Origin of the sequence: Streptomyces viridifaciens (genome assembly GCF_001888885.2) — a bacterium.
Taxonomy (GTDB): Bacteria; Actinomycetota; Actinomycetes; order Streptomycetales; family Streptomycetaceae; genus Kitasatospora; species Kitasatospora aureofaciens.
In genome coordinates this window covers 2266024-2286337 of sequence record NZ_CP090841.1, presented here as the reverse complement: position 1 = coordinate 2286337, position 20314 = coordinate 2266024, and the positions used below count along the sequence as shown (strand labels likewise).

General features: G+C 73.0%; 15 protein-coding genes. 10 read left to right on the top strand and 5 right to left on the bottom strand.

Translation table 11 applies throughout. From position 1 onward, the window contains the following. The first annotated feature begins 97 nt into the window (after positions 1-97). Both BOQ63_RS17350 and BOQ63_RS17345 read left to right on the top strand, forming a co-directional pair. Positions 98-745 carry a DUF485 domain-containing protein gene (locus BOQ63_RS17350; RefSeq protein ID WP_318277713.1) on the top strand — a complete coding sequence of 216 codons (648 nt, stop codon included), beginning with the start codon at positions 98-100 and terminating at the stop codon, positions 743-745. Continuing rightward, a complete protein-coding gene (locus tag BOQ63_RS17345) occupies positions 742-2418 on the top strand; it encodes a monocarboxylic acid transporter (protein ID WP_370863294.1) in 1677 nt (558 codons plus the stop codon). The genes BOQ63_RS17350 and BOQ63_RS17345 overlap by 4 nt, the downstream gene beginning before the upstream one ends. A gap of 75 nt (positions 2419-2493) precedes the next feature. On the opposite strand, the gene BOQ63_RS17340 is transcribed toward BOQ63_RS17345, so the two are convergent. Together BOQ63_RS17340 and BOQ63_RS17335 are read right to left on the bottom strand one after the other, a co-directional pair. Further along, positions 2494-3183 carry a response regulator gene (locus BOQ63_RS17340; RefSeq protein WP_072654593.1) on the bottom strand — a complete coding sequence of 230 codons (690 nt, stop codon included), beginning with the start codon at positions 3181-3183 and terminating at the stop codon, positions 2494-2496. Further along, on the bottom strand, positions 3183-4775 hold the full coding sequence (locus BOQ63_RS17335) for a sensor histidine kinase (protein WP_030285423.1): 1593 nt from the start codon (positions 4773-4775) through the stop codon (positions 3183-3185). The genes BOQ63_RS17340 and BOQ63_RS17335 overlap by 1 nt, the downstream gene beginning before the upstream one ends. Before the next feature lie 300 nt (positions 4776-5075). Here BOQ63_RS17335 and BOQ63_RS17330 point away from each other — a divergent pair, with 300 nt between their 5' ends. The 3 genes from BOQ63_RS17330 to BOQ63_RS17320 all read left to right on the top strand — a co-directional run bounded on the left by BOQ63_RS17330 (position 5076) and on the right by BOQ63_RS17320 (position 7932). Further along, positions 5076-5897: an ABC transporter ATP-binding protein gene (locus BOQ63_RS17330; RefSeq protein ID WP_030285425.1), complete on the top strand. Its 822-nt coding sequence runs from the start codon at positions 5076-5078 to the stop codon at positions 5895-5897. Then, entirely contained in the window at positions 5887-6783 is an 897-nt protein-coding gene (locus BOQ63_RS17325; protein ID WP_072654592.1) for an ABC transporter permease, read from the top strand. The genes BOQ63_RS17330 and BOQ63_RS17325 overlap by 11 nt, the downstream gene beginning before the upstream one ends. Positions 6784-6873: 90 nt before the next feature. Further along, on the top strand, positions 6874-7932 hold the full coding sequence (locus BOQ63_RS17320; protein WP_072654591.1) for an ABC transporter substrate-binding protein: 1059 nt from the start codon (positions 6874-6876) through the stop codon (positions 7930-7932). An 83-nt stretch (positions 7933-8015) separates the two neighbouring features. On the opposite strand, the gene BOQ63_RS17315 is transcribed toward BOQ63_RS17320, so the two are convergent. Beyond that, positions 8016-8918, bottom strand: a complete 903-nt coding sequence (locus BOQ63_RS17315; RefSeq protein ID WP_150475965.1) for a ferredoxin family protein — start codon at positions 8916-8918, stop codon at positions 8016-8018. Positions 8919-9145: 227 nt separating this feature from the next. Then, on the bottom strand, positions 9146-11596 hold the full coding sequence (locus BOQ63_RS17310; RefSeq protein WP_072654588.1) for a DNA gyrase/topoisomerase IV subunit A: 2451 nt from the start codon (positions 11594-11596) through the stop codon (positions 9146-9148). Positions 11597-11902: 306 nt separating this feature from the next. On the opposite strand from BOQ63_RS17310, the gene BOQ63_RS17305 reads away from it, so the two are divergent. The 3 genes from BOQ63_RS17305 to BOQ63_RS17295 all read left to right on the top strand — a co-directional run bounded on the left by BOQ63_RS17305 (position 11903) and on the right by BOQ63_RS17295 (position 16151). Beyond that, positions 11903-13246, top strand: a complete 1344-nt coding sequence (locus BOQ63_RS17305; protein WP_030285436.1) for a M16 family metallopeptidase — start codon at positions 11903-11905, stop codon at positions 13244-13246. A gap of 20 nt (positions 13247-13266) precedes the next feature. Further along, positions 13267-14631 (top strand): M16 family metallopeptidase, encoded by a 1365-nt coding sequence (locus BOQ63_RS17300; protein ID WP_043388764.1) that lies wholly within the window; start codon positions 13267-13269, stop codon positions 14629-14631. A gap of 326 nt (positions 14632-14957) precedes the next feature. Further along, on the top strand, positions 14958-16151 hold the full coding sequence (locus tag BOQ63_RS17295) for an RtcB family protein (protein ID WP_030285440.1): 1194 nt from the start codon (positions 14958-14960) through the stop codon (positions 16149-16151). A gap of 71 nt (positions 16152-16222) precedes the next feature. On the opposite strand, the gene BOQ63_RS17290 is transcribed toward BOQ63_RS17295, so the two are convergent. After that, positions 16223-16501, bottom strand: a complete 279-nt coding sequence (locus BOQ63_RS17290; RefSeq protein ID WP_030285442.1) for an HPr family phosphocarrier protein — start codon at positions 16499-16501, stop codon at positions 16223-16225. 227 nt (positions 16502-16728) lie between these two features. On the opposite strand from BOQ63_RS17290, the gene BOQ63_RS17285 reads away from it, so the two are divergent. After that, on the top strand, positions 16729-19575 hold the full coding sequence (locus BOQ63_RS17285; protein ID WP_223885959.1) for a bifunctional acetate--CoA ligase family protein/GNAT family N-acetyltransferase: 2847 nt from the start codon (positions 16729-16731) through the stop codon (positions 19573-19575). A 92-nt stretch (positions 19576-19667) separates the two neighbouring features. Beyond that, positions 19668-20267, top strand: a complete 600-nt coding sequence (locus BOQ63_RS17280; protein ID WP_072654587.1) for a DUF5998 family protein — start codon at positions 19668-19670, stop codon at positions 20265-20267. The last annotated feature ends 47 nt before the right edge of the window (positions 20268-20314 follow it).

Genomic DNA, 20314 nt, shown 5'->3' with positions numbered 1-20314 from the left:
ACCTCATTGAGTGAAGGTATCTGCGATGGTCAGGGGCGGTGTCCGGCGGCCTCCATGATGGTTCGGGTCAGAACGCCGGCCCGGCCCAGGAGCAGCAGTGCCACAGCAGCAGACCAGCAGTCCCGGCCAGGGGCAGCGATTCGACTGGTGGGCCGCTCAGGCCGCCGCCACCGCTTCCGAGTCGGCTGCGGCACCCCGCCGAACGGCGGTACCGGCCCAGCCGGGGCCCGCCCGCACGGCCGACGCCCAGTCGGCCGCCGCCGAGCCGGTGGCCGCCCCGCCGGCACCGCCCGTCCCGCCGGCACCGCCCGCGGTGCCGCCGTTCGCCCCGTCCGTCGCACCGGCGGTACCGCCGGTGCCCACTGTCGCCCCGGCCGCCGTCGCCCCGGCCGCCGTGGCGCAGGAGCCGACCGCGCAGGCCGGCACCCCCGACAGCACCCAGGTCTACCGGAGCGTCCAGGCCAGCCCGGCCTTCCAGGACATCCGGCGCAGCTACCGGACGTTCGTCTTCCCGGCCTGCGGCGCCTTCCTCGGCTGGTACCTGCTGTACGTCGCCGCCGAGGCCGTCGCACCGGGCGCGATGCGCAGCCCGGTGGCCGGCCCGCTCAACGTGGCCTGGCTACTGGGCCTGCTGCAGTTCGCCTCCACCTTCCTGCTCACCTGGCTCTACGCCCGCAACGCCCGGACCAAGCGCGACCGCGCCGCCCTGGGCCTGCGCTGGGACACCCAGGACCAGCTGCGATGACGGCGACCACCGGCGTGATGACCACCGCCACTCCGCCCCCCGTCGCCCCCACCGGCCAGCACCACGGCCTGGCGGTCGTGCTGTTCGCCGTCGTCGTCCTGGTCACCCTCGGCATCACCCTCTGGGTCGGCCGCCAGGGCAACGCCGCCGAGGACTTCTACGCGGGCGGGCGCGGCTTCACCCCGCTGCAGAACGGCTTCGCCCTCTCCGGCGACTACCTCTCCGCCGCCTCCTTCCTCGGCGTCGCCGGGCTGATCGCCCTGTACGGCTACGACGGCGTGCTCTACAGCATCGGCTTCCTGGTCGCCTGGCTGGTCGTGCTGATGCTGGTCGCCGAACTCGTCCGCAACGCCGGCCGGTACACCCTCGCCGACGTGCTCGCGCTGCGGCTGCGCCGCCGCCGGGTGCGGGCGGCGGCCGGCGGCGCCAGCGTCGTGGTCACCCTGCTCTACCTGGTCGCCCAGATGGTCGGCGCGGGCTCGCTGGTCGCCCTGCTGCTCGGCACCGACAGCGCCCAGGCACGGACCTGGACCATCATCGCGGTCGGCGCCCTGATGATCGTCTACGTCACGATCGGCGGCATGCGGGCCACCACCTGGATCCAGATCGTCAAGGCCTTCCTGTTGATCGCGGGCTCGTTGCTGCTCACCGTGCTGCTGGTGGTGCGCTTCCACGGCGACCTCTTCGAGCTGATGCGCCGGGCCGCCCAGCACAGCGGTTCCGGGCACCGCTACCTCGAACCCGGGCTCAAGTACGGCGCGTCCTTCACCAGCCGGCTGGACTTCTTCAGCCTCGGCCTGGCCCTGGTGCTCGGCACGGCCGGCCTGCCGCACATCCTGTCCCGCTTCTACACCGTGCCCACCGCCCGGGCCGCCCGCCGCTCCACGATGTGGGCGATCGGCCTGGTCGGCGGCTTCTACCTGATGGCCATCGCGCTCGGCCTGGGTGCCACCGCGCTGATCGGCTCGGCCGAGGTGCGGCACGCCAACGCGGCCGGGAACACCGCCGTCCCGCTGCTCGCCCTGGTGCTCGGCGGCGGCAACGGCAGCACCGGCGGGGTGGTGCTGTTCGCACTGATCTCGGCGATCGCCTTCGCCACCATCCTCGCCGTGGTCGCCGGGCTGACCCTGGCGTCCTCCGCGGCCTTCGCCCACGACATCTGGGCCGGCGCCTGGCGCGGCGGCCCGCGCCGACGCCGGGGGGGAGAGGTCGGCGAGAAGCCCAGCGAGCAGCAGGAGGTGGTGGTCGCGCGCTTCGCCGCCGCCGGGATCGGCGCGGCGGCGATCGTGATCAGCCTCTACGCCCAGCAGCTGAACGTCGCCTTCCTGGTCGGCCTGGCCTTCGCGGTGGCCGCCTCCGCGAACCTGCCGGTGCTGCTCTACAGCCTGTTCTGGTCGCGGTTCACCGTCCGCGGAGCGGTCTGGTCGGTGTACGGCGGACTGGTCCCGGCGATCGTGCTGGTGTTGTTCTCGCCGGTGGTCTCCGGCTCCAAGATGGCGCTGTTCCCCGGCGTCGACTTCCACTGGTTCCCGCTGGAGAACCCCGGCATCGTCTCCATCCCGCTCGGCTTCCTGGCCGGCTGGATCGGGACGCTCACCTCGCCCGAGCCCGCCGACGCGGACCGCTTCGCCGAGCTGGAGGTGCGCGCCCTCACCGGTGCGGGCGCGGCCTAGCGGCCGTGTCCCGGGAACCCCGGCGGGCTTGGGGCCGCCGGGGTTCCCCTGCGTCCGGGGCGGGTCGCAAACGCGCTACGCGCTCCTGGCGGCCAGCCCGTAGCGGTGCTCGGGGCGGCCGGTGTCGCCGTAGCGCAGGGTCAGCCGCAGCCGGCTGTCCCGTTCGAGCTGCTTGAGGTAGCGCTGGGCCGTCGAGCGGCTCAGGCCGGTGGCGTCGGCGACCTCCTGGGCGGACAGCGGCCGCCCGGCCCGCCGCAGCACGCCCAGCACCAGGTCGGTGGTGGGCGCCGAGTGGCCCTTCGGCAGCGACCCGGCGGGCGCGCAGGCGCTGCGCAGGGTCGCGAACAGCCGGTCCACCTCGTCCTGGCCGGCCTCCCGGGCGGGCGCCGCCAGCGCGTGCCGCAGCTGGGCGTACGAGACCAGCTTGTCCCGCAGCCCGGCGAAGGTGAACGGCTTCACCAGGTACTGCAGCGCGCCGTGCTGCATCGCGGCGTGCACCGTGGAGACGTCCCGGGCGGCGGTCACCATCATGACGTCGCAGGCCACCTGACGTTCCCGCAGCCGGCGCACCAGGGCCAGACCGGTCTCGTCCGGCAGGTGGTGGTCGAGCAGCAGCAGGTCGACGGGACGGCGCTCCAGCGCGGCCAGCGCCTCCCCGGCCGAGTGGGCGGTGCCGGTGACCCGGAAGCCCGGCACCCTGGCCACGTACGCGGCGTGCACGTCCGCGACCCGGAAGTCGTCGTCCACCACGAGTACGTCGATCATCACGCCTCCACGAGCTGAGCGGTGAGCAGGGCCTCGGGCAGCTCGACGGTGAACCGGGCGCCGCCGAGCGGGCCGGTGTCGAGCACGATCCGGCCGCCGGTCCGTTCGACCAGCCGCCGCACCATCGCCAGGCCCAGCCCGCGCGGACGGTGCGCGGGCGCGTCCTTGCTGGTCCACCCCTCCTCGAAGACCTGCTCGCGCAACTCCTCCGGTACCCCCGGGCCGCTGTCCGCGACCTGCAGCAGCAGGGTTGCGCCGGCCGCCGCCAGCGTCACCTCCAGCCGCCCGCCTCCGCCCGGTGCCAGCGCGTCCACCGCGTTGTCGATCAGGTTGCCGAGCACCGTCACCAGCGCCCGGGCGTCCACCACCGCGTCCGGCAGGTGCGCCGCCGGGGCCAGCACCAGCCGCACCCCGCGCTCGCCGGCCACCGCCGTCTTGCCCGCCAGCAGAGCCGCCACGTGCGGGTCCTGCACCTGCTCGGCGATCCGGGCGGCGACCACGGCGTGCGAGCCGGACTGCTCCGAGATGAAGGCCACCGCCTGTTCGTGGCGGCCGAGTTCGAGCAGGCCGAGCAGGGTGTGCATCCGGTTGGCGTGCTCGTGGTCCTGGGCGCGCAGCGCCTCGGTCAGGCTGCGGGTGGTGTCCAGCTCGCGGACCAGCGACTCCAGTTCGGTGCGGTCGCGCAGTGTCACCACCGCGCCCTCCGTGGTGGCCATCCGGTTGACCACCAGCACCCGGTCGTCCCGTACGGCGGGCAGGTCGGCGCCGGTGATCCGCCCGGTCAGCACGTCGGTCAGCCGGCCCGGCGGCAGCACCTCGGCGATCGGCCGGCCGGTGCAGTCCCCGGGCAGGCCGAGCAGCCGGACGGCCTCGTCGTTGGCCAGCCGGATCCGGCCGCGCTCGTCCAGCGCCACCATGCCCTCGCGGATGCCGTGCAGCATCGCCTCGCGCTCGGCCAGCAGCGCGGAGATGTCGGCCAGCGCGATGTTGTGGGTGCGGCGCTTGAGCCGGCGGGCCAGGAGGAGGGTGGCGGCCGTCCCGGCGGCCAGGCCCGCGCCGGCGCACAGCAGGATGCCGGTGAGCATCTTCAGCAGTCGGCGGCGGATCGAGTCGTCGCTGATGCCGACCGACACCTCGCCGACGATCCGGCCGTCCGCCGTCCGCAGCGGCACCTTGCCGCGGGCGGTGCGGCCCAGGGTGCCCTGCTGGATCGCGGTGACGCTGCGGCCGCCCAGCGCCGGCTCGGGGTCGGTGCTGACCCGGTGGCCGATCCGGCCCGGGTCGGTGTGCGAGAGGCGGATGCCGTCCAGGTCGGTGACCACGACGAAGCTGGCGCCGGTGGCCAGCCGGATCTGTTCGGCGTTGCGCTGCGCGGTGACGACGTCGCGGGTGTCGGCGGCCCGGGCGATCGTCTCGTCGGTGGCGGTGGCCTGGGCGATGGACAGCGCCCGCTGCATCGCGTCGTGGTCGAGTTCGCTGCTGACCGGGGCCAGGAACAGCCCGGCGGTCACGGCGGCGACACCGAAGGTGACGACGGTCTGGCTCAGCAGGAGCTGGGCGAAGACCCGGCGGGGCCAGTGGGGGAGCTTCATCCGGGCCTCCTCTCGGGGTGGTGCGGGCGGGGGTACCAGGGGTCGGGACACCCTATGTTTCCGGCGTGTTTCTGTCAGCCCGCGTCCCCGCAGTTGTAGCGGAAGCAAAACGAGCAGAACACCCCTCAACGCGGAGAAGTCGCACTACGCGGAGAAGGCTCCCGCCCGGGCCCGGCCCGCTCCTACCTTTCCGGGGCAAGCACTGACCCGGGAGGAACGAATGCGCGAGCGAGCGCAGCGAGTGAACCACCGAGAGATGCCACTGGTGCGAAGCACCCGCCGAGCGAAGCGAGGTGGGGAATGAGCACCCCGGCGATCGAGTTGACCGGCGCGACGAAACGCTTCCGCACCCCCTCCGGGGCACTGCACACCGCCGTCCGCGATCTCGATCTGACCGTCGCCCAGGGCGAGTTCGTCGCCGTCGTCGGCCCCACCGGCTGCGGCAAGTCCACCACGCTGACCCTGGTCAGCGGCCTGGAGGAGCCCACCGAGGGCGAGGTCCGGGTGTACGGAGAGCCCGTGCGCGGGATCGACCCCCAGGTCGGGTTCGTCTTCCAGCAGGACGCCGTCTTCCCCTGGCGCACCGTGCTGTCCAACGTCATGGCAGGGCCGCGCTTCCGCGGCGTGCCGGCCGCCGAGGCGAAGGAACGGGCCAGGGACTGGCTGGGCCGGGTCGGCCTGGCCGCCTTCGAGGACCGCTACCCGCACCAGCTGTCCGGCGGCATGCGCAAGCGCGTCGCGCTCGCCCAGACCTTCGTCAACGACCCGGCCATCCTGCTGATGGACGAGCCGTTCTCGGCGCTGGACGTGCAGACCCGCGCCCTGATGTCCGACCAGTTGCTGGAGCTGTGGGCCGGCACGAGTTCTTCCGAGAACGCAGCCTCGGTCGTCTTCGTCACCCACGACCTGGACGAGGCCATCGCGCTCGCCGACCGGGTCGTCGTGATGACGGCCGGGCCGGCCACCGTCAAGGAGATCTTCACCGTCGACCTGCCGCGACCGCGCACCGTGGAGGCCGTCCGGCTGGAACCGAGGTTCGTCGAGCTGTACCGCGAGATCTGGGCCTCGCTCGGCGAAGAGGTGCGCATCACCCGGGAGAGAGGAGCGGGTCGTGCCGCTTGAGACCGCGTCCGAGACCGCCGCGTCCGAGACCGCCGCGACCGCGGCCGGGAAGCCCCCGGCCGCCGGCACGCGGACCGAGGCCCGTGAACGGGCCGCCCGCAACCGGAAGTTGACCGTCTACGCGGCCCGGGTCGGGGTGCTGGTCGCCTTCCTCGGACTGTGGGAGGTGGGCGCCCGGACCGAGGTCGTCGACCCGTTCAACTTCTCGCAGCCGTCCAGGATCTGGGACCAGATCTGGCAGTGGGTCACCCACGGCACCGCCCAGGGCTCGCTCGGCGAGCAGATCGGCTACACCCTGTACGAGGCCCTCAGCGGCTGGGTGATCGGCGTGGTCTGCGGTGTGCTGCTGGGCATCGCGCTCGGCCGGATCCGCTTCCTGGCCGAGGTGTTCGGGCCGTACATCAAGGTGCTCAACGCCATCCCGCGCATCGTGCTCGCCCCGATCTTCCTGATCTGGTTCGGCCTCGGCCCGGCCTCCAAGGTCGCCTCCGCGGTGGTGCTGGTGTTCTTCCCGGTGTTCTTCAACGCCTTCCAGGGCGCCCGCGAGGTCGACCGCAACCTGGTCGCCAACGCCCGCATCCTGGGCGCCGACAACCGCAGGGTCACCCTCCAGGTGGTCGTCCCCGCCGCCACCACCTGGATCTTCACCAGCCTGCACGTCAGCTTCGGCTTCGCGCTGATCGGCGCGATCGTCGGCGAGTACATCGGCGCCACAAAGGGCCTGGGCCTGCTGGTCGCCGCCGCCCAGGGCACCTTCAACGCGGCCGGGGTGTACGCCGCCATGACCATCCTCGCGGTCGTCGCCCTGGTCACCGAGGGGCTGCTGACCCTCGCCGAGAAGAAGCTGTTCCGCTGGAAGCCCGCCGACGCGGGCGACGGCCGCTGAACGCCCTCCGGCCCGTACGGCCGCTGCCCCCGACCCGCCCGCAAGGCCGCTGAACTCCCCCTGCCCGTAAGAAGAGAGGCTCCCCCCGTGATGCGCAGATCAGCCGTCGCCGCCCTCGCCGCCGTCCTGCTCCTCCCGCTCTCCGCCTGCGCCAACGACGCCGCCACCTCCGCCCACGGCGCCGCCGCCCCGGCCGGCAGGCAGGTCGACGGCCCCAAGGTCAAGATCATGGTCGGCGGCCTGGACAAGGTCATCTACCTGCCCGCGATGCTCACCCAGCGGCTCGGCTACTTCGCCGACGCCGGGGTCAACGTCGAGCTGCTGACCGAGCCGGCCGGCGTCAACGCCACCACCGCGCTGCTGGCGGGGGACGTCCAGGGCGCCGTCGGCTTCTACGACCACACCATCGACCTGCAGGCCAAGGGCAAGCACGTCGAGTCCGTGGTGCAGTTCGCCCAGGCCCCCGGCGAGGTCGAACTGGTCTCCACCAAGCAGGCCGACGCCATCAAGTCCGGCGCCGACTTCAAGGGCAGGAAGCTCGGCGTCACCAGCATCGGCTCCTCCACCGACTTCCTCACCAAGTACCTCGCGGTCAAGAACGGCGCCTCCGTCAGCGACTTCAGCCCGATCGCCGTCGGCGCGGGCCAGACCTTCGTCGCCGCCCTCCAGCAGGGCAGCATCGACGCCGGGATGACCACCGACCCGACCGTCGCCAACGTCCTCGACAAGGGCCTCGGCAAGGTCCTCTACGACATGCGCACCCCCGAGGGCTCGCGCCAGGCGCTCGGCGGACTGTACCCGTCGTCCTCGCTGTACATGAGCACCGAGTGGGTGGAGAAGAACAAGGACACCACCCAGAAGCTCGCCAACGCCTTCGTGAAGACCCTCAAGTGGATGTCCACCCACAGCCCGGAGGAGATCGCCGCGCAGATGCCCGCCGACTACGCCCAGGGCGGCGCCGCGCAGTACGCGGCGGCGATCAAGTCCACCCTGCCGATGTTCACCACCGACGGGGTGATGCCCGCCGACGGGCCCAGGACCGTGCTCGCGGTGCTCGCCGCCTTCCACCCGGACGTCCAGGGCAAGGAGGGGACGATCGACCTGTCCCGGACGTACACCGCGGAGTTCGTCGGCAAGGCCACCGGCTGATCCGGCCTGAGCGGACCTGATCGGGCCTGATCGGGCCCGTCCGGCGTCGCGGTCCCGCGCTCACCCCCACGGGCGCGGGGCCGCTACACGCCCCGGACCGACAGCACGTCCATCCGCGACGGCGTCCCCGCCGCCTTGCCGCAGCTCTCCGGACGCGGCGGCTCGCTCACCGTCTCGATCACGTCCACCTCCCAGGCCCGGCCGTCCCGGTGCACCACGCGCACCAGCCAGCGCCCCTCGCCGTCCGGCCGCTGCGCCACGGTCAGCGCGTCCGCCCCGGTCTCGCCGGTCGCCAGCCGCACCGCGTGCTCGGCCGCCTGCCCCGGGCGCTCCCAGCCCGAGCAGCCCCGCGACCACTCCGGCACCATGTGCCCGGCCGCGGTCGCCGCCAGCACGTCCTTGGCGCTCTCCGGCGTCAGCCGCCCGTACGCGTAGCCGTACGGCAGCACCAGCATCGTGGGGGCGAAGCGGTGCCCGCCAAGGTGGGTCACCTCCCACACCTCGCTGTGCCCGGCCGCCGCCAGCTCCGCCGCGAGCGGCCGGCCCAGCAGCGCGCAGCAGCGGTCCCGGCGGCCGTTGGTGCACACCAGCGCCAGCGGGCCGCCGACGTGCTCCGCGCCGAAACCCGTGTGGTCGCCGGCGCCCAGCGCCGCGAAGTCCAGCTCCAGCAGCTCCGCCGGGTCCACCACCTGTGCCCGGCGCACCCAGCCGCGGCCCGGCACCGTGTGTGCGACGACCACCCCGTGCCGCGTCGTCGGCGGGCAGTCCGCGTGCCGGCCCGGCCGCCGGATCAGCGCCACCCGCACGCCCGTACCGGCGGCGGCGGCCTCCAGGGCCCGCCCGGTCGCCCGGTCGAGGTGGCTCTCGCCCAGTGCCTTCGCGCCCCACGGGCCGTTCTGCTCCACCAGCAGCCAGGTGGTCGCCACCGCGGCGGTCGCGGCCAGCGGCTCCGCAAGTTCACACGAAACGGTCGTACAGGTGCTCATCTAGGCAAGGCTACCCTCAGCGGTTCAGCCCGGCCCGGCCGCCTGCGAGGGGCCCGGACGCACCGGAGCGGGCACCCCGGACGCACCCGGAGCGGGGACCCCGGAGGGAACCCCCGGACGCACCGGAGCGGGGACCCCGGAGGGAACCCCCGGACGCACCGGAGCGGGGCCTCCGACCACGCCGGAGGGCGGGGCGCCCACGAGCACCCCGCCCTCCTGAACCCCGGCTACGCCGGGCCGGCGACCACCGCGATCGGATTCGTCACCGGGGTGCCCGAACCGTCCCGGCGCGGATCGCGCTCCGGAAGGTCGACCGGCGCACCCTTGGCGGTGGCGGCCCTGGCCGGGGCGGCACCGACCCAGGCGAACGCCAGGCCGTCCTCCCCGCGCAGGAAGCGCTGGCAGCGCACGCCGCCGGTCGCCCGGCCCTTGCGCGGGTACTGCTCGAACGGGGTGACCTTCCAGGACGTCTGCTCGTCACCGGACAGCGTGCCCGAAGCCGCCGCCACCGAGACCACCACCGCGTCCGCGGCCGGATCCACCGCCGTGAACGACAGCACCCTGGCGCCGTCCGCCAGCTTGATGCCCGCCATGCCACCCGCCGGGCGGCCCTGCGGACGGACCTGGCCCGCCGGGAAGCGCAGCAACTGGGCGTCCGAGGTGACGAAAACCAAGTCCTCCTCGCCGGTGCGCAGTTCGACCGCACCCACCAGCTCGTCACCGTCCTTGAGGGCGATCACCTCGAACTCGTCCTTGTTCGCCGGCCACTCCGGCACCACCCGCTTCACCACACCCTGCACGGTGCCCAGTGCCAGCCCCGGCGAGGACTCGTCCAGCGTGGTCAGCGCCAGCACCCGCTCCCCGGCCTCCAGCCGCAGGAACTCGCCCACCGCGGCGCCGCCCGCCAGCGTCGGCGAAGGCGTCGGCGGCAGCGCCGGCAGGTCGATCACCGGCAGCCGCAGCACCCGGCCCGCCGACGTCACCACACCCACGTCCGCCCGGGCCGTCGCCGGCACCGCCGAGACGATCACGTCGTGCTTCGCCCGCTTCTCCGACAGCTCGAACGGCTCGCCGTCCGCCGTCCGCGCCAGCAGCCCCGTCGACGACAGCAGCACCCGGCACGGGTCGTCCGCGACCTCCAGTGGCACCGACAGCGCCGCCGACGGAGCCGCCCCCGCCTCCAGCAGCACCGTCCGCCGCTCCGTGCCGAACTGCTTGGACACCGCACCCAGTTCGGACGACACCACGCTGCGCAGCTTGCTGTCCGACTCCAGGATCTCGGTCAGCTCGGCGATCTCCGAGGTCAGCTTCGCCTTCTCCTGCTCCAGCTCCACCCGGTCGAACCTGGTCAGCCGGCGCAGCGGGGTGTCCAGGATGTACCCGGTCTGCGTCTCCGACAGCGAGAAGCGCTCCATCAGGCGCTCCTTCGCCTGCTGGGCGTTGTCACTCGACCGGATGATCGCGATGACCTCGTCGATGTCGACCAGGGCCACCAGCAGACCCTCGACCAGGTGCAGCCGCTCCTCGCGCTTGCGGCGCCGGAAGTCGCTGCGCCGGCGCACCACCGTGAACCGGTGGTCGACGTAGACCTCCAGCAGCTCCTTCAGGCCCAGCGTCAGCGGCTGCCCGTCCACCAGCGCCACGTTGTTGATGCCGAAGGTCTCCTCCATCGGCGTCAGCTTGTAGAGCTGCTCCAGCAGCGCCTCCGGCACGAAGCCGTTCTTCACCTCGATCACGAGCCGCAGCCCGTGCTCGCGGTCGGTCAGGTCCTTGACGTCCGCGATCCCCTGCAGCTTCTTCGCGTTGACCAGGTCCTTGATCTTCGAGATGACCTTCTCCGGGCCGACGTTGTACGGCAGCTCGGTCACCACGATGCCCTTGCGGCGCGCCGTCACCGACTCCACCGTCGCGGTGGCCCGGATCTTGAACGTGCCGCGGCCCGACTCGTACGCGTCCCGGATCCCCGACAGGCCCACGATCCGCCCGCCCGTCGGCAGGTCGGGACCGGGCACGAAGCGCATCAGCGTGTCCAGGTCCGCGCTCGGGTGCTTGATCAGGTGCCGGGCCGCCGCCACCACCTCGGACAGGTTGTGCGGCGGCATGTTCGTCGCCATGCCCACCGCGATGCCCGTCGCGCCGTTCACCAGCAGGTTCGGGAACGCGGCCGGCAGCGCCAGCGGCTCCTGCTCGCTGCCGTCGTAGTTCGGCCCGAAGTCGACGGTGTCCTCGTGGATCGACTCCACCATCGCCATCGAGGCCGCGGTCAGCCGCGACTCGGTGTAGCGCATCGCCGCCGGCGGATCGTCGTTGCCCAGCGAACCGAAGTTGCCGTGCCCGTCGATCAGCGGCAGCCGCATCGAGAACGGCTGCGCCATGCGCACCACGGAGTCGTAGATCGACGCGTCACCGTGCGGGTGCAGCCGACCCATCACCTCGCCCACCACCCGGGCGCACTTCACGTGCGCGCGGTCCGGGCGCAGGCCCATCTCGTTGGCCTGGTACAGGATCCGGCGGTGCACCGGCTTCAGACCGTCCCGCGCGTCAGGCAGCGCACGCGAGTAGATCACCGAGTAGGCGTACTCCAGGAAGGAGCCCTGCATCTCGTCCACGACGTCGACGTCAAGGATCCGCTCCTCGAAGTCTCCGGGCGGCGGGGTCTGCGAACTGCGGCGGGCCATCGCGGCGGGGCTCCCTTACGTGTCACTGGCTGGGTCGTCGGCCGGTCGTCGGCCGCCGGTCAAATCCTCGGACGGACGTAGCCGTCCGCTTCGCCGTCCTGCCTCCGGGACCCGTCAACCGGGCGCGGTCAACAGGGCGCGGCGCCCCCATTGTGGACCCTCGCGCCGACACTCCCGGTCAGCGGCCCTCTTCCGCCCCTGGCGAACGCCACTTCCGCGCGGGCACGAACACGCCCCACGCGCGTTGCACCACAATGGGGGACGCCACACGAACCCCGACATCGACGACGGGAAGGACCCGAGCGCATGGCCAACCCGGCCCCCGCCTCCAGCCGAGGCATCGCCATCACCGAGCACCGCCTGGCCAACGGCCTGCGCGTCGTCCTCTCCGAGGACCGCCTCACCCCGGTCGCCGCCGTCTGCCTCTGGTACGACGTGGGCTCCCGCCACGAGGTCAAGGGCCGCACCGGCCTGGCCCACCTCTTCGAGCACCTGATGTTCCAGGGCTCCGCGAACGTCTCCAACAACGGGCACTTCGAACTCGTCCAGGGCGCCGGCGGCTCGCTCAACGGCACCACCAGCTTCGAGCGCACCAACTACTACGAGACCATGCCCGCCCACCAGCTGGAGCTCGCCCTCTGGCTGGAGGCCGACCGGATGGGCTCCCTGCTCGCCGCCCTCGACGAGACGTCCATGGAGAACCAGCGCGCCGTCGTCAAGAACGAACGCCGCCAGCGCTACGACAACGTCCCGTACGGCACCGCCTTCGAGAAGCTCACCGCGCTCTCCTTCCCCGACGGCCACCCGTACCACCACACCCCCATCGGCTCCATGGCCGACCTCGACGCCGCCACCCTCGACGACGCCCGCGCGTTCTTCCGCACCTACTACGCGCCCAACAACGCGGTGCTGTCCATCGTCGGCGACATCGACCCCGAGCAGACCATCGCCTGGGTCGAGAAGTACTTCGGCTCCATCCCCGCCCACGACGGCAAACAGCCCCCGCGCTCCGGCGAACTCCCCGACACCATCGGCCGCGAACTCCGGCAGAACCTCACCGAGGACGTCCCCTCCCGCGCCCTGATGGCCGCCTACCGCCTGCCCCAGGACGGCACCCGCGAGGCCGACGCCGCCGACCTCGCCCTCACCATCCTCGGCAGCGGCGAGTCCAGCCGCCTCTACAACCGGCTCGTCCGCCGCGACCGCACCGCGGTCGCCGCCGGCTTCGGCCTGCTGCGCCTCGCCGGCGCCCCCAGCCTCGGCTGGCTCGACGTCAAGACCTCCGGCGACGCCACCATCGCGCAGATCGACGCCGCCGTCGACGAGGAACTCGCCCGCTTCGCCGCCGAGGGCCCCACCGCCGAGGAACTCGAGCGCGCCCAGGCCCAGATCGAGCGCGAGTGGCTCGACCGGCTCACCACCGTCGCCGGCCGCGCCGACGAACTCTGCCGCTACGCCGTCCTGTTCGGCGACCCCAAGCTGCTGAACGAGGCCCTCCCCAAGGTGCTCGACGTCACCGCCGAAGAGGTCAAGGCCGTCGCCGAGGCCCGACTCCACCCCGAAAACCGGGCCGTCCTCGTCTACGAGCCGACCGCGACCGCCGCCGACGCTTCCGACGCCGCTTCCGAAGAGGAGGGTGCCGCCGTATGAGCACCGACTACGTCCCCGCGATGACCTTCCACCCCCAGCCCACGCCCGGCACCCCCAGCCCGTGGGCGTTCCCCGCCCCCGAGCGCGCCGCCCTCGGCAACGGCATCACCGTCCTGCACTGCCACCGGCCCGGCCAGCAGCTGGTCGCCGTCGAGGTCCTCCTCGACGCCCCGCTCGCCGCCGAGCCCGAGGGCCTCGACGGCATCGCCGCCATCCTCGCCCGGGCCCTCAGCGAGGGCACCGACACCCTCAGCGCCGAGGAGTTCGCCGGCGAGCTCGAACGCGCCGGTGCCACCCTCGACGCCCACGCCGACCACCCGTGCATCCGGGTCGCCCTGGAGGTCCCCGCCTCCCGGCTCCAGCGCGGCCTCACCCTGCTCGCCGACGCCCTGCGCGCCCCCGCCCTCCCCGCCGAGGAGATCGAGCGCCTCGTCGCCAACCGCCTCGACGAGATCGTCCACGAGCAGGCCAACCCCGCCCGGCGCGCCGCCAAGGCCCTCTACGCCGAGCTCTTCGACGCCGCGGACCGCCTCTCCCGGCCCCGCAGCGGCACCGCCGACACCGTCAAGTCGATCGACCGCGCCGCCGTCAAGGCCTTCTACGACGCCCACGTGCGCCCCGCCACCACCACCGTCGTGGTGGTCGGCGACCTCACCGGCGTCGACCTGCCCGCCCTGCTGGAGAGCACCCTCGGCGCCTGGACCGGCTCCGCCGCCGAACCCTCCGTCCACGCCCCGGTCACCGGCGACGACCGCGGCCGCGTCGTCATCGTCGACCGGCCCGGCTCCGTCCAGACCCAGCTGCTGATCGGCCGGATCGGCCCCGACCGCCACGACCCGGTCTGGGCCGCCCAGATCCTCGGCACCTACTGCCTCGGCGGCACCCTCACCTCCCGCCTCGACCGCGTCCTGCGCGAGGAGAAGGGCTACACCTACGGCGTCCGCGCCTTCGCCCAGCCGCTGCGCTCCGCCGCGGACGGCAGCGGGCGCTCGCTGCTCGCCATCAGCGGCTCGGTGGACACCGCCTCCACCGCCCCCGCGCTCGCCGACACCTGGACCATCCTGCGCGACCTCGCCGCCGAGGGCCTCACCGACGCCGAGCGCGACGAGGCCGTGCAGTTCCTGGTCGGCGTCGCACCGCTGAAGTACGAGACCGCGGGCTCGGTCGCCGGCACCCTGGCCGACCAGGTCGAGCAGAACCTCCCGGACGACTACCAGGCCGAGGTCTACCGGCAGCTGGCCGAACTGCCCACCGCCGCGGCCACCGAGGCCGTGGTCGCGGCCTTCCCGCCGGACCGCCTGGTCACCGTCCTGGTCGGCGACGCCGCCGAGATCGAGGCGGACGTGCGGGCGCTCGGGATCGGCGAGGTCACCGTCATCAGCTGACGCCTGCGGTTGCTTCTCGTTCGGCCCGGTGGAGCGCTTTCGCTCCGCCGGGCCGGACGCGTTTTTAAATCCCTTGCGGCCGTGTCCGGTTCCGTGGATAGATGTTCCACGACGCACAGCACGTGCGAACTGCGAGGAACGAAGGGAGGCGGTCACCATGCGGGTCGAGCGAACCATACGACGCTCCCCAAGGCCGTACCTCCCCTGTTCCGCTCCGGCTGCCTGAGCGCAGCCCTTCCCCGAACTTCCCCGAGCCACGCCGGGATCGGCATTCGCGCGGCATTCCCTTTCCTCTGAACTCACCGACCGCTGGAGGTCGTTCAACCATGACGTACACCGAGGTGCCCGGAATCCGGGTGCCGATCCGGATGTGGACCGACCCGGCGACGGTCGAGGGCGCGGCCCTGCAGCAGCTGCGCAACATCAGCTCCCTGCCCTGGCTGCACGGCCTCGCCGTGATGCCGGACGTCCACCTGGGCAAGGGCGCGACCGTCGGTTCCGTCATCGCCATGAAGGGCGCGGTCTGCCCGGCGGCGGTCGGCGTCGACATCGGCTGCGGGATGAGCGCGGTGAAGACCTCCCTCACCGCCGAGGACCTCCCGGACGGCCTCTCCGGCCTGCGCTCCAAGATCGAGCAGGCCATCCCGGTCGGCCGAGGCCTCCACACCGACCCGGTCGACCCGGCCAAGCTGCACGGCTTCCGCGCGGCGGGCTGGGACGACTTCTGGCAGCGCTTCGACGGGGTCGCGGAGGAGGTCAAGTGGCGCCGCGAGCGGGCGATGCAGCAGATGGGAACGCTCGGGGCCGGCAACCACTTCTGCGAGGTCTGCATCGATACGTCCGGTTCGGTGTGGCTGATGCTGCACTCCGGCTCCCGGAACATCGGCAAGGAGCTGGCGGAGCACCACATGGGCGTCGCCCGATCGCTTTCGCACAACCAGGGCCTGGTCGACCAGGACCTGGCGGTGTTCCTCGCGAAGACCCCGGAGATGGCCGCCTACCGCCAGGACCTCTTCTGGGCGCAGGAGTACGCGAAGCACAACCGCGCGGTCATGATGGCGCTCTTCCAGGACGTCGTCCGGCGTGAGTTCGCCAAGGCGGACGTCACCTTCGACGAGGTGATCAGCTGCCACCACAACTACGTGGCGGAGGAGCGGTACGACGGCGTCGACCTGCTGGTGACCCGCAAGGGCGCGATCCGGGCCGGCTCCGGCGACCTCGGGATCATCCCGGGCTCGATGGGGACGGGTTCCTACATCGTCCGCGGCCTGGGCAACGCGGCTTCGTTCAACTCCGCCTCGCACGGCGCGGGCCGCAAGATGAGCCGCAACGCCGCCAAGAAGCGGTTCACCACACGTGACCTGGCCGAGCAGACCGCGGGCGTGGAGTGTCGCAAGGACAGCGGTGTCGTGGACGAGATCCCGGGCGCCTACAAGAACATCGAGAAGGTCATCGACCAGCAGAAGGACCTCGTCGAGGTGGTCGCGCACCTCAAGCAGGTGGTCTGCGTCAAGGGCTGAGTCCGGGGCCCGAAGAGCAGATCGGGCTGCCGCCACGATGTGGCGGCACCCCGATCGGGCAGCTGTGAGGCTCAGGCGGCGGGGAGCTCGTCGAGGCCTTCGGAGACCAGCTTGGCGAGGCGGTCGAGGGCTTCGTCGGCGCCCGGGGCGTCGGAGGCCAGGATGACCTCCTCGCCGCCCTGGGCGCCCAGGCCGAGGAGGCCGAGCATGGAGGCGGCGTTGACCGGGTTGCCGCCCGGCTTGGCGATGGTGATCGGCACGCCGGTGGCCGTGACGGCCCGGACGAAGATGGAGGCGGGACGGGCGTGCAGGCCCTCGGCCCAACCGATGGTGACGCGGCGCTCAGCCATGAGACGTGCCTTTCCGGTGAAGCTGGTCACGGCCGTGCTCGGGGGAGCGGGGGAAACGACCGTGTTGTCTAGACCAGTGTTGCACGCAGGCAACCCCTCCGAGGCGTGGCGTTCGGGAGTTGTGATTGTTTCTTTTCGGGGCATAAGGCCCGGCCAGTGGTCCTGTCCACCCTGCCGTGAGCACGCGCCCGGCGCCATTCGGCCCGCCGCCGGATAACCTGACGAATGTGGAAGACCCCGCGGTGGCGAACCCCGCGCAACCCGACTATCCGCAGCACTGGGAAGCCGACGTCCTGCTGCGTGACGGCGGCACGGCCCGGATCCGGCCCATCACTCCCGACGACGCCGGGCGACTGGTCGAGTTCTACGAGCAGGTCTCGGACCAGTCCAAGTACTTCCGCTTCTTCGCCCCCTATCCGCGGCTGTCCGACAAGGACGTCCGCCGCTTCACCCACCACGACTTCGTGAACCGGGTCGGTCTCGCCGTGGTGGTCCGGGACCACTTCATCGCCACCGTCCGCTATGACCGGATCGACGCCGAGGGCCGCCCCTCCGAGCACGGCACGGACGCCGAGGTCGCATTCCTGGTCCAGGACGCCCACCAGGGGCGGGGGGTCGCCTCCGCCCTGCTGGAGCACATCGCCGCGGTGGCCCAGGAACGCGGCATCCGCCGCTTCCAGGCCGAGGTGCTGCCGGAGAACCGCAAGATGGTGAAGGTCTTCACCGACGCCGGTTACACCCAGCGCCGCAGCTTCACCGACGGCGTGGTGCACCTGGAGTTCGACCTCGAGCAGACCGACCGCTCGCTCGCCGTGATGCGCGCCCGCGAGCACCGCGCCGAGGCCCGCTCGGTGCAGCGGCTGCTGACCCCGCGCTCGGTGGCCGTGATCGGTGTCTCCCGCAACCCGCAGACCGTGGGCCGGGCCCTCCTGCGCGACCTGCTCGGCAGCTTCGACACCGAGTTCGCGAGCCGGTACGAGCCCGAGCACGCCCCGCGCGCCGTCTACGCGGTGAACCGCGGCGCCCCGCCCGGCACCGAGCTGGACGGCGTGCCGGTCCACCGTTCGATTCTGGACATTCCCGGGCCGGTCGATCTCGCGGTGATCGCCGTTCCCGAGAGCGCCGTCCCGGCGGCCGTCGCCGAGTGCGGCGCGCACGGCGTGCAGGGTCTGGTGGTGGTCACCGCCGGCTACGCGGAGACCGGACCGGAGGGCCGCGGCCGCCAGCGCGCCCTGGTCCGCCAGGCCCGCGCGGCGGGGATGCGGGTGATCGGCCCGAACGCCTTCGGCCTGATCAACACCGACCCCGACCGCCCGCTGAACGCCTCGCTCGCCCCCCACCTGCCCGACCGCGGCGGCTTCGGGATCTTCTGCCAGTCCGGCGCGATCGGCGTGGCCCTGCTGGAGGCCGCCCACCGGCGCGGCCTCGGCGTCTCCTCCTTCGCCTCGGTCGGCAACCGCTCGGACGTCTCCGGCAACGACTTCCTGCAGTACTGGGCCGAGGACGACGCGACCGAGGTGGTGCTGCTCTACCTGGAATCCTTCGGCAACCCCCGCAAGTTCACCCGGATCGCCCGCCGCCTGGCCGCCGCCAAGCCGGTGGTGGTGGTCAAGGGAGCCCGGCACACCGGCAGTCTGCCGCCCGGCCACGCCGTTCCGGCCACCGCCACCGGTCTGCGCGACGCCACCGTGGACGCGCTGTTCGAACAGGCCGGGGTGACCAGAGTGGCGACCATCACCGAGCTGTTCGACACCGGGGAGCTGCTCGCCCAGCAGCCGCTGCCGCCCGGCGACCGGGTCGCGGTGGTCGGCAACTCCGACTCGCTCGGCCTGCTCACCTACGACGCCTGCCTGAGTGCCGGGCTGCGCCCGTGCACGCCCGTCGACCTCACCACCGCCGCCACTGGCGAGAACTTCCGGATCGCACTGGACGTCGCGCTCAGCGACCCCGCCGTGGACGCGGTGATCGCCGTCGCCATCCCCCCGATCGGCACCTCCGCCCACGCCTTCATGGGCGGCCGACTGGCCGGCCCGGACGACCCGGAGATGGGCTCGGACGACCCGGGGATCGCCACCGCCCTGCTCGAAGCGGGAGAGCGTGCACGGGAGTTGGGCAAGCCCCTGGTGCTGGCCCACCTGGCCCTGACCGACCTGCCGACCAGGCTGCGCCCCGGCGGTATCCCGGCCTACGCGGCGCCCGAGCGCGCCGTGCGCGCCCTCGCGCACGCCGTGCACTACGCGCAGTGGCGCCGCCGTACCGCCGAGGCGGAGGAGACGGCGCGCGTCCCGGAGCTGGACCGGATCGACGAGCCCGGCGCCCGCGCCCTGGTGGAGGCGGCGCTGAGCACCAGGGCCGCGACAGCCGCGCGCACCCAGCCGGGCGGCGCCCGGATCACCCTGCCGGACGCCGAGGCCCGGGCGCTGCTGGCCCGCTACGGCATCGACGTCTCGCCCACGCTGCCCGCCCCGGACGAGGAGGCCGCGGTCCGGGCCGCCGATCAGCTCGGCTACCCGGTGGCCCTGAAGGCGACCGCCCCGCACCTGCGCCACCGCCCCGACCTGGGCAGCGTCCGGTTGGACCTCACCGGCGAGCCGGGCCTGCGCCGTGCCCACCGCGAGCTGGACGCCCTGCTCGGCGGCGCGGCCGGGGCCGAACTGGTGGTGCAGCAACTGGCCCCGCGCGGCGTGGACACCGTGATCGGCGCCACGGTCGACCCGGCCGTCGGCGCGATCCTGTCCTTCGGCCTGGCCGGAGCCCCTGCCGAACTGCTCGGCGACGTGGCCCACCGGCTCGTCCCGGCGACCGACCAGGACGTCGCCGGGCTGATCCGCGAGGTGCGGGCGGCGCCGCTGCTGTTCGGCTGGCGCGGTGCCGAGGCGGTGGACACCGACGCGCTGGAGGAACTGCTGCTGCGGGTCTCGCAGCTGGTGGACGACGTCCCGGAGATCGCCTCGGTGGACCTCGAACCGGTGGTCGTCGCCCCGCACGGGCTGGCGATCCTGGGGGCACGGGTTCGGGTCGCACCGCTGCCCGTCCGCAGCGATCTGGGCCCGCGCGCGATGAGCACGCTGTAACCTTCCTTGGTTGCGCCTGCCCGTTGGCGCTGATGTCCGAAGCTCGGCGCCGTGCCGCCCGCTTCGTCGGCGGACCATGCCAGGATGGAGTTATGGCGAAGACCGGTACCACCACCACTCAGGACCTGCGTTCGGCGATCGAGCGCAGCGGCTACTACCCGGCCCTGGTGTCCGAGGCGGTGGAGTCCGCGGTGGGCCCGGAGCCGATCAGCTCCTACCTGGTGCACCAGGAGACGACCTTCGACTCCAACGAGGTGCGCCGGCACGTGACGGTGCTGGTGCTGACCCCGACCCGGTTCGTGGTGAGCCACACCGACGAGCAGTCCGGTGACGCGGGCAGCCCCGCGGTGCCGTTCGCGACGACCTCGACGGAGAGCGTCCGGCTGGACCGGATCGGCTCGGTCGTGCTGAGCCGGATGGTGGCGAACCCGGAGACCTACACGCCCGGCACGCTGCCGCGCGAGGTGGTGCTGACGATCGGCTGGGGCGCCGTGCAGCGTCTGGACCTGGAGCCGGCCGGCTGCTCGGACCCGAACTGCGACGCGGACCACGGCTACACCGGTTCGGCGACGGCCGACGACCTCTCGCTGCGGGTCAGCGAGGCCGGGGACGGCCCGGAGACGGTGGCCCAGGCGCTGGTGTTCGCCCGGGCGCTGTCCGACGCGACGATCGACAACGGCCCGCAGGCCTGAGCCCCACCCGAACCCCGCCGGACCCGGCCGCTTCCGTCCGAGTTCCC

Excerpts from the sequence above, each read along its gene's own strand:
- BOQ63_RS17345 (WP_370863294.1), top strand. The coding sequence starts at position 742 with ATGACGGCGACCACCGGCGTGATGACCACCGCCACTCCGCCCCCCGTC.
- BOQ63_RS17340 (WP_072654593.1), bottom strand. The coding sequence starts at position 3,183 with ATGATCGACGTACTCGTGGTGGACGACGACTTCCGGGTCGCGGACGTG.
- BOQ63_RS17335 (WP_030285423.1), bottom strand. The coding sequence starts at position 4,775 with ATGAAGCTCCCCCACTGGCCCCGCCGGGTCTTCGCCCAGCTCCTGCTG.
- BOQ63_RS17330 (WP_030285425.1), top strand. The coding sequence starts at position 5,076 with ATGAGCACCCCGGCGATCGAGTTGACCGGCGCGACGAAACGCTTCCGC.
- BOQ63_RS17320 (WP_072654591.1), top strand. The coding sequence starts at position 6,874 with ATGCGCAGATCAGCCGTCGCCGCCCTCGCCGCCGTCCTGCTCCTCCCG.
- BOQ63_RS17315 (WP_150475965.1), bottom strand. The coding sequence starts at position 8,918 with ATGAGCACCTGTACGACCGTTTCGTGTGAACTTGCGGAGCCGCTGGCC.
- BOQ63_RS17310 (WP_072654588.1), bottom strand. The coding sequence starts at position 11,596 with ATGGCCCGCCGCAGTTCGCAGACCCCGCCGCCCGGAGACTTCGAGGAG.
- BOQ63_RS17305 (WP_030285436.1), top strand. The coding sequence starts at position 11,903 with ATGGCCAACCCGGCCCCCGCCTCCAGCCGAGGCATCGCCATCACCGAG.
- BOQ63_RS17300 (WP_043388764.1), top strand. The coding sequence starts at position 13,267 with ATGACCTTCCACCCCCAGCCCACGCCCGGCACCCCCAGCCCGTGGGCG.
- BOQ63_RS17295 (WP_030285440.1), top strand. The coding sequence starts at position 14,958 with ATGACGTACACCGAGGTGCCCGGAATCCGGGTGCCGATCCGGATGTGG.
- BOQ63_RS17290 (WP_030285442.1), bottom strand. The coding sequence starts at position 16,501 with ATGGCTGAGCGCCGCGTCACCATCGGTTGGGCCGAGGGCCTGCACGCC.
- BOQ63_RS17280 (WP_072654587.1), top strand. The coding sequence starts at position 19,668 with ATGGCGAAGACCGGTACCACCACCACTCAGGACCTGCGTTCGGCGATC.